This is a genomic window from Azospirillum humicireducens (assembly GCF_001639105.2).
GTDB classification, from domain to species: Bacteria; Pseudomonadota; Alphaproteobacteria; order Azospirillales; family Azospirillaceae; genus Azospirillum; species Azospirillum humicireducens.
Window position 1 is genome coordinate 900,822 of record NZ_CP015285.1, and the last position, 14,257, is coordinate 915,078.

At 68.8% G+C, this 14,257-nt stretch carries 15 protein-coding genes; 11 read left to right on the plus strand and 4 right to left on the minus strand.

Going from position 1 to position 14,257, the window contains the following annotated elements:
- Window positions 1–4 precede the first annotated feature (4 nt).
- The 4 genes from A6A40_RS04130 to A6A40_RS04145 all read left to right on the plus strand — a co-directional run bounded on the left by A6A40_RS04130 (window position 5) and on the right by A6A40_RS04145 (window position 3,757).
- Window positions 5–1,405, plus strand: coding sequence for a GGDEF domain-containing response regulator (locus A6A40_RS04130; RefSeq protein WP_063634236.1), 1,401 nt, complete (start codon window positions 5–7; stop codon window positions 1,403–1,405).
- Window positions 1,406–1,423: 18 nt separating this feature from the next.
- Window positions 1,424–2,875 carry a response regulator gene (locus A6A40_RS04135; RefSeq protein ID WP_063634237.1) on the plus strand — a complete coding sequence of 484 codons (1,452 nt, stop codon included), beginning with the start codon at window positions 1,424–1,426 and terminating at the stop codon, window positions 2,873–2,875.
- A 136-nt stretch (window positions 2,876–3,011) separates the two neighbouring features.
- Window positions 3,012–3,416: a response regulator gene (locus A6A40_RS04140; protein ID WP_063634238.1), complete on the plus strand. Its 405-nt coding sequence runs from the start codon at window positions 3,012–3,014 to the stop codon at window positions 3,414–3,416.
- Window positions 3,413–3,757 (plus strand): hypothetical protein, encoded by a 345-nt coding sequence (locus tag A6A40_RS04145; RefSeq protein WP_063634239.1) that lies wholly within the window; start codon window positions 3,413–3,415, stop codon window positions 3,755–3,757. The genes A6A40_RS04140 and A6A40_RS04145 overlap by 4 nt, the downstream gene beginning before the upstream one ends.
- Before the next feature lie 6 nt (window positions 3,758–3,763).
- Here A6A40_RS04145 and A6A40_RS04150 read toward each other — a convergent pair whose 3' ends face one another.
- Entirely contained in the window at window positions 3,764–4,375 is a 612-nt protein-coding gene (locus tag A6A40_RS04150; protein WP_063636113.1) for a nitrogen fixation protein NifQ, read from the minus strand.
- Window positions 4,376–4,513: 138 nt separating this feature from the next.
- On the minus strand, window positions 4,514–4,966 hold the full coding sequence (locus A6A40_RS04155; protein ID WP_063634240.1) for a CoxG family protein: 453 nt from the start codon (window positions 4,964–4,966) through the stop codon (window positions 4,514–4,516).
- Between the two features lie 123 nt (window positions 4,967–5,089).
- On the opposite strand from A6A40_RS04155, the gene A6A40_RS04160 reads away from it, so the two are divergent.
- The 5 genes from A6A40_RS04160 (at window position 5,090) to A6A40_RS04180 (ending at window position 10,781) form a co-directional block, all read left to right on the plus strand.
- Window positions 5,090–5,509, plus strand: a complete 420-nt coding sequence (locus A6A40_RS04160; protein ID WP_063634241.1) for a secondary thiamine-phosphate synthase enzyme YjbQ — start codon at window positions 5,090–5,092, stop codon at window positions 5,507–5,509.
- A 130-nt stretch (window positions 5,510–5,639) separates the two neighbouring features.
- Window positions 5,640–7,211 carry a DegQ family serine endoprotease gene (locus tag A6A40_RS04165; protein ID WP_063634242.1) on the plus strand — a complete coding sequence of 524 codons (1,572 nt, stop codon included), beginning with the start codon at window positions 5,640–5,642 and terminating at the stop codon, window positions 7,209–7,211.
- 89 nt (window positions 7,212–7,300) lie between these two features.
- Window positions 7,301–7,981, plus strand: a complete 681-nt coding sequence (locus A6A40_RS04170; RefSeq protein WP_063634243.1) for a winged helix-turn-helix domain-containing protein — start codon at window positions 7,301–7,303, stop codon at window positions 7,979–7,981.
- Between the two features lie 24 nt (window positions 7,982–8,005).
- Window positions 8,006–9,436, plus strand: coding sequence for a sensor histidine kinase (locus A6A40_RS04175; RefSeq protein ID WP_063634244.1), 1,431 nt, complete (start codon window positions 8,006–8,008; stop codon window positions 9,434–9,436).
- A gap of 232 nt (window positions 9,437–9,668) precedes the next feature.
- Window positions 9,669–10,781, plus strand: a complete 1,113-nt coding sequence (locus A6A40_RS04180; protein WP_082860721.1) for an AI-2E family transporter — start codon at window positions 9,669–9,671, stop codon at window positions 10,779–10,781.
- 4 nt (window positions 10,782–10,785) lie between these two features.
- Here the strand turns inward: A6A40_RS04180 and A6A40_RS04185 are convergent, their stop codons facing one another.
- Window positions 10,786–12,357, minus strand: coding sequence for an MDR family MFS transporter (locus A6A40_RS04185; RefSeq protein WP_063634245.1), 1,572 nt, complete (start codon window positions 12,355–12,357; stop codon window positions 10,786–10,788).
- Between the two features lie 288 nt (window positions 12,358–12,645).
- Between A6A40_RS04185 and ndk the strand changes: the two genes are divergently transcribed.
- Window positions 12,646–13,068, plus strand: a complete 423-nt coding sequence (gene ndk, locus A6A40_RS04190) for a nucleoside-diphosphate kinase (protein WP_014197473.1) — start codon at window positions 12,646–12,648, stop codon at window positions 13,066–13,068.
- Window positions 13,069–13,225: 157 nt separating this feature from the next.
- Complete coding sequence (locus tag A6A40_RS04195; RefSeq protein WP_063634246.1) at window positions 13,226–13,732, plus strand: hypothetical protein; 507 nt, start codon at window positions 13,226–13,228, stop codon at window positions 13,730–13,732.
- 36 nt (window positions 13,733–13,768) lie between these two features.
- On the opposite strand, the gene A6A40_RS04200 is transcribed toward A6A40_RS04195, so the two are convergent.
- Window positions 13,769–14,086, minus strand: a complete 318-nt coding sequence (locus A6A40_RS04200) for a cupin domain-containing protein (RefSeq protein WP_063634247.1) — start codon at window positions 14,084–14,086, stop codon at window positions 13,769–13,771.
- Between the last annotated feature and the right edge of the window lie 171 nt (window positions 14,087–14,257).

Sequence of the window (14,257 nt, forward strand, 5' to 3'; positions counted from 1 at the left end):
AGACATGTCCATCGCCTTGCCGGCCAAGCCCGTCCAGCCCCAACGCCCCGAATCGGAGGGGAGCACAGCCATCCTGCTGGTCGAGGATGACGACGCCGATGCGCGTCTGGTCACCCGGTCGCTGTCGCCCTATGCCCGCCGTGCCACCGTGGCCCGCGCCACCTCGTTGACGGAGGCGCGGGCCTGGCTGCACCGCAACGCCTGCGACGTCGTGCTGCTCGACCTCTCGCTGCCCGACAGCTTCGGTCTGGAGACGGTGACCCGCCTGCATGCCGACGCGCCGTCGCTGCCGCTGGTGGTGCTGACCGGTTACGACGACGAGGATTTCGCGCTGGAGATCCTGGCTCACGGTGCCCAGGACTATCTGGTGAAGGGCCAGACCGACGGGCCGCTGATGTGGCGCGCCGTCCAGCACGCCATTGCCCGCAAACGGCTGGAGGAGGAGCTGCGCCTGTCGGAGGAGCGGCTGCAGGGGATCATCGGGCTGGCGCAGGACGCCATCCTGACCACCGACGAGAATCTGAACATCACCCTGTTCAACCGGTCGGCGGAAAACCTGTTCGGATACGATGCCGACGACATCCTGGGCAGGCCGCTGTCTCTGCTGATCCCCGAGCGCTTCCGCCCCGACCATGAGGCGCATATCGCCGGCTTCGCCGCATCGACGGTGCAGGCGCAGGTGATGACCAACCGCCGCGAGGTCCAGGGGCTGACCGCCGATGGCCGGGAATTCCCGGCGGAGGTTTCGATCGCCAAGCTCCATCATGCCCGCGGCCTGCTGTTCACCGCCGTCATCCGCGACGTGTCGGAGCGCAAGCGGGTCGAGGGCGAGCTTCGCCGCATGGCGACCACCGACCCGCTGACCGGGCTCAACAACCGCCGCCGCATCATGGAACTGGCGGAGGTCGAGATGGCGCGGCTGCGCCGCTATGGCCGGCCGGTGTCGGTGCTGATGCTGGACATCGACCGCTTCAAGGTGATCAACGACACCCACGGCCATGCCGTGGGAGACCGGGCGCTGGTCCGGCTGGCGGAGATCTGCCGTGCCGAACTGCGCGACACCGACCATATCGGACGGCTGGGCGGGGAGGAGTTCGCGATCATCCTGCCCGAGACCCCGCTGGCTTCGGCGGCCGAGGTGGCGGAACGGCTGCGCCATCGTCTGGCGATGGCGGACGTCGCTGCGCGGCCCGGCGTCCATTCCGGCGAGGCCCTGCGCATGACGGTCAGCATCGGCGTCGCCATGTGCGGCGACGAGGACGCCAGCTTCGAGCGGGCATTGGGCCGGGCCGACCGCGCGTTGTACGAGGCGAAATCGCTGGGCCGCAACCGCGTCGTCGTCAGCGACGGCTATCCGGGGCCGGCCTTCGCCGCCGCATCCTTTCCCACCTTCATCGCGAGCTGACGGCATGTCCGAGGGAAAATGGCCGAAGAAATGATGACCGCACCCTGCGGCCGGGAAACGGTGCTGCTGGTCTCCGGCGACGCGCTCCGTGCCCGGCAGCTCGCCATCGCGCTGGGGGGCATTCCCCTGCGGGTGGATGCGGTCGATGCGGCCCTGGACCGACTGCGCGCCGGCGGTGCCGCCGCGGGTGAGTGCGTCGTGGTGCTCGACGTCGCAGACAGTGCCGCCGATGTCGCCGCCGGCCCTGCCGGGGTCGAGGCGCTGGTCCGGCTCGACCCGGTGCCCGCCGTGCTGGTGCTGTTGCCGGATGGGCAGGAGGATGCCGCGGCATCCCTCATCGCGGCCGGTGCGCAGGATGCCTTGCCGGCTGGCGATGCCGCCGCCCTGCGCCGCGCCGTTGCCGCCGCCCGTCGGCGTCAGGCGCGGGAGAACCGCTTGCGTGCGGCCCTGGCCGATGCGGAGCGGGCAGGGGGCAAGGCAGGGGGCAAGGCGGAGGACAAGTCTGGGGGCGAGGCCGGCGGGGTGTCCGATACGGACGTCGCCGTGGTGGAGGCTGCGCTCGGGCCCATGCTGGCGCTGACCGCTGCTGCGCTGGAGTCGCCGTTGCTGCCGAGCCAGAGGGACCGGCTGGCCGCCGTGAAGGCGGCGGGCAGCACCCTCCGCGCGACGCTGTCGGCCCTGCATTCGACGAAGCCGGAAAAGCCAACGGTGGAAACGCTGACTCTCGGCGATCTGGTGGCAGGGATGACGGCGGTCGCGATGGAAACGGACGACGACCGACATTTCATCGGCGATGCCGGCAGCTTGCGCTCCCTGCTGGTCCTCCTGACGGCTGAGACGGGGGCGGAACTGTCGTTGTCGCTTCAGATGGCCGGGGAGGCGGCCGAGCTGATCGTCCGCCGTCGGGGGGCGCCGCGGCTGTGCCCGCTGGCGCTGGCGGCGGCCGGACCGCAGGTCCGGTGTCTGGGCGGGCGCCTTTTCGCGGACGCTGGTGCCGGTGCGGCTGGGAACGACGGCGCCGGGGGCTGGCTGACCGCGCGAATCCCCGTGCAGTTGCCTTCCCGTGGCGCCGCGCAGCCTGGCGCCCTTTCGGTCCTGCTGGTGGAGGACAACCCGATCGGCCGGCTGGTCGCCGCCGGTTTCTTCAAGGCGCTGGGCCATGTGGTGACGACGGCGGAGGACGGAGCCCAGGGAGTGGCGGCGGCGACCGAACGGCGGTTCGATCTGATCGTGATGGACGTGCAGATGCCGGTGATGGACGGCCATGAGGCATCGCGCGCCATCCGCGCGCTGCCGGGCGAGGCGGGCCGCGTGCCGATCGTGGCACTCACAGCCGGCACGGATGCCGGCGACGACGCCCAGTGCCGCGCCGCCGGAATGAATGATTGCCTGCACAAGCCGCTGACCATGGACCGGTTGTGTGCCGTGCTGGAGCGCCTGTTCCCCGGCCGTGCCGCGCCGGGGAGATGAGGTCGGCCCGATGCAGATTGTCGAATAATTTACAGATCTAAAACCATATTCCACACGCCGGTAACCGGCCTTCGGTTGCCCGCCGTCGGCTCGGACGGTATCAGTGGATGGCGGCGAATTGGCTGGAGGATCGGGGATGGATAAGCAGACGGTCGACTACTCCCGCTACCGCATCCTGGTCGTGGAGGATCAGCCTTTCGTCCGCCGCACCATCGTCCAGATCCTGGGCCAGATCGGCTTCCGCGATGTCGCCGAGGCCGACAACGGCGAATCGGCGATGTATGAGTGCATCCGCGTCAACCCCGACCTGATCGTCTGCGACATCGACATGAAGCCGGTCACCGGTCTCCAGTTCCTTGCTCATCTGCGCGCCAGCACCGAGGCCGCCAACCCTCGCGCCCCGGTGGTCTTCCTGACCAACCACACCGAATCCGAGATCGTGAAACAGGCGATGGCGCTGGGCGTCAACGGCTTCGTGGTCAAGCCCCCCTCCTATGCCGCGCTGAAGGAGCGGATGGACAGGTTGCTGGGGGGACGGTGAGGCCGGGTCCGGGCATTGTCACGCTTGCGCTGATCCTGACGGCCTGCTCGGGCGAGCCGTCCGAGGGCGACATGCGCAAGCTGGTGGAGGCGCACACCCGCCGCACGCTGGAGCGGCAGGGGAATGCCGCCTTCCGCGCCTTCGACAATTTCCGCAAGCAGGGCTGCGTCGAGGCGAAGCTGAAGAACGGGCAGGACGGCAGCGGCCAGTATGACTGCTACTATGCCGCCACCTTCGTGCCGCAGCCGGGGCAGCCGCCGCTGACCGTCAACGGAAAGGGGCGTTTCCGCCGCACCGACAAGGGGCTGGCCTTCGAGGATCTGGGCGCCCAGCCTCGTTGAATCCCTTCATCCGCCGCGGGCGAGGCGTGACAGGGCCGCCAGAGGATCGCCGCTCTCGTCCCCGAAGCACGTCTCCACATCGTCGCACACGTCGCAGTTGGGCGACTTGCACAGCATCAGCCCCTCGCGCTCGCAAAGCTGGCGGTAGAAGAATTTCTTCCACTTCATGTCGCCGGAATTCAGCGCCACCAGCGCCGGGAAATGGCGGCGGAACATCGTGTTCAGTTCGCCGCGGTCGTGGAAGCCCATATCCTGCCAGAGATGGTTCGGCTCCAGCGACCGGCGGGCCAGGATGGCGGCCAGCCAGCGCTCCTCGTCCGCCCCCCGCGCACCATGTTCGATCAGAAAGGCGCGCAGGTCGGCTTCCTCGATGGCATCCTCCCCGGCTTCGGCCTCGGCGGGAAAGGATGCGACGGCGGCGGCGTAATGCGGGGCGTGGCGGGCGACCATCTCCGCAAGGTCGGCCTTGATCAGGGCGAGTGCGCGGGGCATCGCCCGCGCCCCGTCCGCAGCGGCGAGCGCCAGGATGCGGTCGAAGATCATGCGGTCGGCGGCGGGATCGTCCGGGTCAATGCGGTCCGGAGCGCAGGCAGGCGAATGGGCTGAGAGCTTGGACATGTCCATCTCCACCGGCTGGAAGCACCCGCGACGCCTGCTATCCTGACCCAGGATGCTGCATGTGCGAAAGGCGATCTTCCCGCCGCTGGCCTGCGGCATTCCGCCGCAAGGCAATGCGGCATCGTGCCGGCCATCGCCTCATTCGGGACGGGCGTCGATCTCCTCGGCGAAGCGCTCGAAGAAGGCGGCCAGCACCCGGTCGGTCTTGGCCTGAACCAGCTTCACCGCCAGCCGGCCGACGGCCCCGCCCAGTGCGACCGTCAGGCTGTAGGTCAGCAGGGTGCGGCCGCCGTCATCCTCCTCCAGGACCACCAGCGCCTCGCCCTTGACGGCGCCGGCCAGCCCGCCGTTGCCCTGTGCGATCAGCCTGTAGCGGTGGAGGCCGTCCTCCGGCTCCAGTTTCAGCCGGCCGGCAAAGCGGGCCTTCATCGGCCCCAGCGTGGTGCGCACCCGCGCGGAATAATCGGTGGGGGACAGCCGCTCCATCTCTTCCAGCACGGGGATGCAGCGCATCAGCACCGCCGGGTCGCACAACGCCGCAAAGACGCGGTCGCGCGGTCCGGGGACGCTGTGGGTGCCGGTGATGTCCATGCGCCGTCTTCCTCTTTCGCAATCCCGCTCTGTCGCAATCCCGGCGCACCGGCCGGGCAGACACATCTGGTATTGATTGCGGCCGGAGCCAAGCCGCTGAACGCCACCAGGAGAACGGATCCCATGCGACAAGCCGCCACCATGCTGACGATCGCCACCCGCGGCACCGGACTGGTCGAGGTGACGGCCCCGGTGCGGCGCTGGGTGGCCGAGCAGGGTATGACGACCGGCCTGCTGACGGTGTTCTGCCGCCACACCTCGGCCTCCCTGACCATCCAGGAGAACGCCGATCCCGACGTGCAGGCCGACCTGCTGCGCTTCTTCCAGCGGCTGGTGGCGGAGGATGCCTCGCTCTACGACCACACCACCGAAGGGCCGGATGACATGCCCGCGCATATCCGCTCCGCGTTGACCGGCGTCAGCCTGTCGATTCCGGTGATGGAGGGGGAACTTGTGCTGGGCACCTGGCAGGGCATCTACCTGTTCGAACACCGGGCCCGACCGCACCGGCGCGAGATCGCGCTGCACCTGCTGGGGGAATAGGCCCTGGGGACAGGGCGGGCAGACTGCCTGAAATTTCTTTCATCCGGTCGCAAGGCGCCGGTCAACGGCGGCACCCTAGATTGCGGACAACACCGGACAGCCGGAACTGCATCACTGGAGCGTCGTCGCCATGACCATCATTCCCTCCACCACGCCGAACCGTACGAACCGCTTGCGCCGCACCGTCGCCGCCCTGCTGCTGGGCTCCACGGTGCTGACGGTGCCGGCGCTGGCCGGGTGGGCGTCATCGCATGCGCAGCAGACGGCCACGCCGCCGGCCGTGACGATGGTGCAGGACACGCCGTCCAGCTTTGCCGATCTTGCCGCCAAGGTCAGCCCAGCCGTCGTCAACATCGCCGCGACGCAGGAGGCCAAGGCCGAACCGCGGGCGCAGCGCGGTCCGGCCATCCCCGGCTTTCCGCCCGGCTCGCCCTTCGAGGAGTTCTTCCGTCAGTTCCAGGACCAGATGGGCCGCAATGGCGGTCCGGACGGCGATCAGGACGGCCAGAGCCCGGGGCCGCGCGGCAAGAGCGGGGCGCTCGGTTCCGGCTTCATCATCGACCCGGCCGGCTTCGTCGTGACCAACAACCACGTCATCGACGGCGCCAGCGAGATCACCGTCACCCTGCAGGACGGAACCGCCATGCCGGCCAAGGTGATCGGCCGCGACGCCAAGACCGACCTCGCCCTGCTGAAGGTGGAGCCGAAGAAGCCGCTGCCGTCGGTCGATTGGGCCGACAGCGACAAGACCCGCGTCGGCGACTGGGTGATGGCGGTCGGCAACCCGTTCGGTCTGGGCGGCACCGTCACCAAGGGCATCGTGTCGGCCCGCGGACGCGACATCCACAGCGGGCCGTATGACGATTACTTCCAGCTCGACGCCGCCATCAACCGCGGCAATTCCGGCGGTCCGACCTTCGATCTCGCCGGCCGGGTGATCGGCATCAACACCGCAATCTACTCGCCCAACGGCGGCTCGGTCGGCATCGGCTTCGCCATTCCGTCCAACCTCGCCAAGGAGGTGGTCGCCCAACTGAAGGAGTCCGGCAAGGTCGAGCGCGGCTGGCTCGGCGTGAAGATCCAGGAGGTGACGCCGGACATCGCCGACAGCGTCGGCCTGCCCGCCGCCAAGGGCGCCCTGGTGGCCGACGTCACCGCTGACAGCCCGGCCCAGCGCGCCGGCCTGCGCCAGGGCGACGTGGTGCTGAGCTATTCCGGCAAACCGGTCAACAGCCTGCGCGACCTGACCCGCAACGTGGCCGACACCAAGCCCGGCGATACGGTCGAACTGAAGATCCTGCGCGGCGGCCGTGAGACGGCGGTGCAGGTCCGCATCGACCGGCTGAGCGAGCAGCCGCAAGTCGCGTCCGCCGATACCGACGGCGGCAACGGCGCCAGCCCTCAGGCCGAAGTCGCGCCGGTGAAGGGGCTGAAGCTCGCCCCGCTCGACCAGGCGGCGCGCAAGCGCCTCGGCATTGCCGAGGACGTCAAGGGCGTGGTGGTGGTCGGGCTGTCGGGCAGCGTCGACGTGCCGATCCGTCCAGGCGACGTGATCGAGCGGATCGGCGATGCCGAGGTGAAAAGCCCGGCCGACGTCCGCCGCCATGTAACCGAAGCCGAGAAGGCCGGACAGAAGGCGCTGCTGATGCTGATCAACCGTCAGGGCAACGAATCCTTCGTTGCACTGAAGCTGAAGGCCTGAGGCGCTCCGACGCCTGAGTGACGAAAGTCCGGCCGGGCGCGGCATGCTTGCGCTTGGCCGGGCTGTTTTGGGAGGCTACACTCGTGCTCATGAAGATTCTCGTCATTGAAGATGATCGCCAGGCCGCCAGCTATCTCGCCAAGGGGCTGAAGGAGGCGGGCCATGTGGTGGACGTCGCCAACGACGGGAAGGAAGGCCTGTTCCTCGCCGGTGCCGAGCATTACGACGTGATGATCGTCGACCGCATGCTGCCCGGCCGCGACGGGCTGTCGCTGGTCCAGGTTCTCCGGGCGGCCGGCAACGACACGCCGGTCCTGTTCCTGTCGGCGCTGGGCAGCGTCGACGACCGGGTGAAGGGCTTGAAGGCCGGCGGCGACGATTACCTGACCAAGCCCTTCGCCTTCTCCGAGCTTCTCGCCCGCATCGAAGTGCTGGTGCGTCGCCGGGGGGCGGCCCAGCCGCAGACCCGGCTGGCGGTGGGCGACCTGGAACTGGACCTGCTGTCGCGCAGCGTCAAGCGCGCCGGCAAGGCCATCGATCTGCTGCCGCGCGAGTTCTCGCTGCTGGAGTATCTGATGCGCAACGCCGGCAGCGTGGTGACGCGCACGATGATGCTGGAGAATGTCTGGGACTATCACTTCGACCCGCAGACCAACGTCATCGACGTGCACATCGCCCGTCTGCGCCAGAAGATCGACAAGGATTTCCCCACGCCCCTGATCCACACCGTCCGCGGCGCCGGCTACAGCCTGCGCGCGGCGGAGGGGTGACGGGAGTTTCGCGATGCGTGACGTATGAAGCATGAAGGCGCGGCCGGCGGCCTGCACGGCTTTCTTGCCGCGGGCCTGCGGCTGGTGCGGACAACGGCCTTCCGGCTGGCGCTGCTCTATCTGGCGATGTTCGTGCTGTCGGTCGGTCTGATCCTCGGCGTGGTCTACCGCACCACAGCCGGCTTCCTGGAGCAGGAGATCGGCGAGACCATCGCGCTGGAGGTCGCCGGGCTTCAGGACCATTACCGAATCCACGGCCTGCCCGGTCTGGTCGATGTGGTTCGGGCGCGCAGCGCGGTTCCCAACAACAACTCCATCTATCTGCTGGCGACCTCGGCCGGGGTGATCCTGGCCGGCAACCTGTCGGGCTGGCCGGCGGCGGTGCCCAATGCCAGCGGCTGGACCCATTTCAAGGTCGCCGACTATGGCGGGGTCACCAACCGGCCATCGACCGCGCAGGCCGTGACCTTCACCCTGCCGGGCCAGTTCCGCCTGCTGGTCGGCCGCGACATGAGCGAGATCGACCAGCTGCGCACCCGCATGTTCCGTTCGCTCGGCTGGATTCTGGGCTCCACCGCCCTGCTGGGGCTGGGGGGCGGGCTGCTGATGAGCCGCGGCGCCATGCGGCGGATCGAGGCGATCAACCGCACCACCCGGCAGATCATGAGCGGAGACCTGAGCGACCGGGTGCCCCGCTTCGGCGGCGGTGACGAGATGGACCGGCTGGCCGGCAATCTCAACGCCATGCTCGACCGGATCGAACGGCTGATGACCGGGATGCGGCAGGTCACCGACAGCGTCGCTCATGACCTGCGCACGCCGTTGACCCGCCTGCGCTCCCGCATCGAGCTGGCGCTGTTGCACGAGACCGAGGACCCGGAGGTCTACCGCACCGTCCTGCAGGACACGATCGCCGAGGCCGACCGGCTGCTGGCCACCTTCAGCGCCCTGCTGTCGATCGCGGAGGCGGAATCGGGCGCCAAGCGGCAGGATTTCGTTCCGGTCGAACTGGCCGAGGTGGTCGAACTCGCCGCCGACCTCTACGAACCGGTGGCGGACGAGCGCGACCAGCGGCTGAGCGTGGATGTCCGGGGCAAGCCGACCGTGCGCGGCAACGGCCAGCTTCTGGCACAGGCGGTCTCGAACCTGCTGGACAACGCCATCAAATACACGCCGGAGGGCGGCGCCATCTCGCTGGTGCTCGAAGGCCCGGCGCCCGGCCGCGCCGCCTGCATCTCGGTGGCCGACAGCGGTCCCGGCATCCCGGCCGACATGCGCGACAAGGTGCTGCAGCGCTTCGTCCGGCTTGACACCGCCCGTGCGTCGCCCGGCAACGGGCTGGGGCTGAGCCTCGTCGATGCAGTGGCGACGTTGCATGGCGCGCGTCTGGAACTGGACGACAATGCGCCGGGGCTGCGGGTCAGCCTGATATTTCCGCCGGAAGCGCGTCGTTAGGCGCTGACCGCCAAAAAAAAGCCCGCCATGCGGCGGGCTTTCAAAGGTGACATCAGCGAGAATGACTCCTTGGCGTCCCTTCTGATATGGGGCGGCGACGGTCGGCTTCCAGACCGATCTTCGGATTACCGCCGACGGCCTAGCCTGCCGACTCTCCGCAACGTCGGCCGGGTTGGCGCGTTCTCCCCCAGGGCCGTCCGTCCGGCGGCCGCAAGCGCGGGAGTTCCGAGAGATGGCGATACCCAGCCGCCCCACTGCCCAACAGACGGCTTCTCCGGGCACCGTCCCGCCGGGGCGGGGCGGCGGCGGGGCGACGCGGGAAGAACCGCCGGCCCGCGCCGGGCGCGGCGAACTGGCGGTTTTCACCTGGAAGGTGCTGATCGTCGCCGGCGTGGCCGCGCTGGGGCTGTTCCTGTGGAAGGTGTCGGGCACGCTGCTGCTGATCTTCACCGGCGTGCTGTTCGCCATCCTGCTGCAGCGGCTGACCGGCTATGTGCGGCGGCTGACGGGGCTGCCCCATGGCTGGGCGCTGGCCATCGTGCTGGTTGTGCTGGTGCTGCTGGTCGGCGGCGGCGGCTGGCTGATGGGCACCTCGATGGCGGCACAGCTCGGCCAGTTGCAGGACCAGGTGAGCAAGGCGATGGGCATGCTGCCGGACGAGTGGCGCCAGCGCATCATGGACCAGGGCAAGGAGTGGCCCTGGATGAGCCAGCTGAGCGGATTCGCCTCCGGCCTCGTCTATGTCATCGGCGACGCTGTGGTGGTGATGTTCGCCGCCCTCTATCTGGCGGCCTCGCCGGGCGTCTACCGCCGCGGCGTGGTGCTGCTGGTGCCGCGGCAGGGGCAGAAGCGGGCGTGGGAGGTGATGGATGTGGCCGGCGACAGCCTGTGGAAATGGCTGATCGGCCAGCTGGTGGCGATGGCGGCGGTGGGCACGCTGACCGCCGTCGGGCTCTGGCTTCTGGGCATTCCCTCGGCTCTGGCCTTGGGACTGGTGGCCGGGCTGCTGGAGTTCATTCCGCTGGTCGGGCCCTTCCTGGCGGCGATTCCGGCGCTGCTGATCGCCTTTGCCCAGTCGCCGCAGGATGCGCTGTGGGTGGCCGGGCTCTATCTGGTCATCCAGCAGGTGGAGGGGAACCTCGTCACCCCGCTGCTGCAGAAACGGGTGGTCGATCTGCCGCCGGTGATCACCATCGGCGCCATCGCCGCCGGCGGCGTGCTGTTCGGCATCCTCGGCATGTTCCTGGCGACGCCCATCGCCGTGGTCGTGCTGGTGCTGGTCAACCTGCTCTACATCGAGGACAAGCTCGGCCAGCCCAGGCATTTCCCCAGCAATGGCTCCTGACGCATCACCCCTCCGCCGCCGTGGCGGCCTCGCCCCGGCCGTCGCGGGAGGAGCGCAGCGGCAGTTCCTTCAGGAACAGGGTCATGGCGAAGGAGACGACCGCCAGCGCCGCCGCCAGCAGGAACAGGGTGGCGAAGCCGTGCTCCAGCGTCGCCACCACCCCGCCGCGGGCGGCCGGGGGCAGGTCGGCCAGCGCCGCGGCGCCATGGTCCAGCACTGCGCGGCCGGACAGGCCGGCCCCCTCGAGCCGCTCCGACACCACGGCGTTGAACACGGCGCCGAACACCGCCACGCCGACCGAGCCGCCGAGCGAGCGGAAGAATCCGACCGAGGCGGTTGCCGCCCCCAGGTCGCGCTGCTCCACCGCATTCTGCACGGCGACCGTCATCACCGGCATCACCAGCCCCAGCCCCAGGCCCAGCGGGACCAGGATCAGCGTCGACCACAGCCCGCTGGCGGCCAGTTCCGGCAGGGTGCCGAGCAGCGCGTACATCACCCCGGACAAAGCCAGTCCGGCCAGTGGAAAGGCCTTGTAGCGCCCGGTCCGCGCGATCAGCCGACCGCCGCCGACCGACCCGAAGGTCATGCCCAGCACCAACGGCAGAAGCAGCAGGCCGGACACGGTGGCGCTGGCGCCCTGCACCAGCTGGAGGTGCAGCGGCAGATAGACGATGCCGGCGAACAGCACCATGGCCGAGACGGCGACCACCGGCGTCGCCACCGCGACCACCGGGCGGCGGAACAGGTGCAGCGGCAGGATCGGCTCCTCGATCCTGCGCTCGTGCCACAGGAAGACGGCAAGCATGGCGAGGCCGGCCGCCAGCAGGCCGAGCCCCGCCGGGCTGCTCCATCCCAACGCCTCGCCGCGGGTGGCGTAGACCAGCAGGCAGGTGACCGCCCCGGTCAGCAAGGCGGCACCGGCCACGTCGATGCGCGGCCTGGCCCGGCCGGCGGGCAGGCGCGACAGGGTGCTGCGGGTCATGGCGAAGGCCGCCACCCCCAGCGGCAGGTTGATCAGGAAGATCCAGTGCCAGCCGATCGTCTCGGTGAAGACTCCGCCCAGCAGCGGCCCGGCGACGCTGGCCAGGGCGAAGACGCCGCCGATCATGCCCTGGTAGCGTCCGCGCTCCCGCGGGGCCACCACGTCGCCGATGATTGTGAAGGCCAGCGACATCAGCCCGCCGCCGCCCAGCCCCTGCAGACCGCGGAACAGGATCAGCTGGGTCATGCTCTGCGCCGCCGCGCACAGGACGGAGCCGGCCAGGAACAGCAGGATCGCCGTCTGCAGCACCCGCTTGCGGCCGTAGAGGTCCGACAGCTTCCCGTAGATCGGCGTCGTGGTGGTGGAGGTCAGCAGATAGGCGGTGACCACCCACGGCAGCATCTCCAGCCCGCCGAACTGGCTCGCCATCGTCGGCAGCGCCGTGGCGACGATGGTCTGGTCCATCGCCGCCATCAGCATCGCCAGCGCAACCCCGCTGAACACGCGCAGGATCTCCTGATGGGTGAAGACCGGGGGGACATCGTCGGGGGAGGCTGCTGCGGGCGTTGCGGGACGGGCGGCGGTCTCGGTCATGGTCGGGCGTCTCGGCCGTTGAGGTCGTTGCACGGGGCACCGGAGGCGGTCCCACCATAGACTTGGAAGCGTTCCATGCAAGTCCGATGGGCAAGTCCGATGGGGCAAGTCCGTTTGCGCAAGTCCGTTTGCGCAAGTTCATTGGCGGTTCCGCCCCATTCTCCAACGAACGCCTTGCCGCGCCGCCAAACCGCCTCTATAAAGCCGCCCATCCGGCGCCCCGGTCCAACCGGTGGCGCCTGCATGCTTTTTAATCGGCGAAAAGCCTTACCTGCAGGAGTCACCACCATGGCCGTCGAACGGACCCTCTCGATCATCAAGCCCGATGCCACCCGCCGCAACCTGACCGGCAAGATCAACGCCAAGTTCGAAGACGGCGGCCTGCGCATCGTCGCGCAGAAGCGCGTCCAGCTGTCGAAGGCCCAGGCCGAGCAGTTCTACGGCGTGCACCGCGAGCGTCCGTTCTTCAACGACCTGGTGTCCTTCATGATCTCCGGTCCGGTGGTCCTGCAGGTCCTGGAAGGCGAGAACGCCATCGCCCGCAACCGCGAGATCATGGGCGCCACCAACCCGGCCAACGCCGCCGAGGGCACCATCCGCAAGGAGTTCGCCGAATCGATCGAGGCCAATTCGGTCCATGGTTCGGACGCCCCGGAGACTGCCGCCCAGGAGATCGCCTTCTTCTTCGCCGGCATCGAGCTGGTGGGCTGAGTCCGCACGGCCGGGCATCGCGCCCGGCCGGCCGAGGAAAGGGCCGCTTCCGCAGGGGGCGGCCTTTTTTGCGTTTTGCTTCGGGCTCTGGCAGTATCGGGGCCAGAGACCTTATGCCCCGCGAGTGCCGGGGCCGAATCCGACAGGAGTGCCCGCGATGGAATCCCAATCCGCAAAGCCGATCATCGCGGCGCTGCTGCAACCGCTGCCGATGCTGACCCAGCCGCAGGCCCGCAACGATCTGTCGGACGAATCCGTGGTGCGGCTGCTTGTCCGCCAATTCATCGATCTCAGTCTCGATGCCTTCAATCAGGTCCTGCAGGGCAAGCTCGACCAGGACGAGGCGGTGGACGGCATCAACCGGCAGGCGACCGCGCTGAACGCCGTCTTCCTCGGCACCAGCGGCTTCGGGACCGTCATCACCCATCCCTGGAACACGCCCGAACAGCTGGGCGCCTTCCTGAAGGACATGGTGGCGCTTGAGTATCCCGAGGATGATTGCGTCCGCGCCATGCTGATCCATCTGGCGACCCAGGTGATGCACGCGCTGCGCCTGCCGGACGACGACCGCCATGAGGAGGTGGAGGCGCTGACCCTTGACGCCGCCGACCTGCTGCTCGGCCGTGCGCCGGAAGACGAGATCGACATCGATATCGACGTCTGACAGGGCAGATCCGATAGAGCCGGCAGCTCTGCGGCGTCAGCCCGCGGATGGCAGGTTCACCTCGATCAGCACCGTGTCCTCGATGAAATCCGCACCGTGCCATGCATCGGGATCGAATCGGATGACCATGCCCGGACGCAGGTCCACCGGCCCGGCCTCGCAGGTCAACAGAACGCGCCCCGACATGACGATGACGAACTGCTCATGGGCGTGGCTGTGGCGCGGGGCGGTGGCTCCCGCCTTGATGACCAGATGCTTCAGCGATGCGCCTGCGCCGAGGAACTCGCGCCGCTCCGTTCCTCCATCCGTCTGGGACGGGAGATCGTTCCATGTGACGACGTCTGCCTTGGGCATGCCGGTGTCCCTTCCTGCGATGGCAACCGGCTGATACGCGCATCGGCGCCGTCCGGATCTCCGGCAAGGCTGGGAGATTTCGGATAGGGTCATGATTGAGCGTAAGAACATCCATCGGAAAAGCAGGGTTAGATGATCGAAAGTGCGTCGAGATTCCTGATGGGGTGGGGT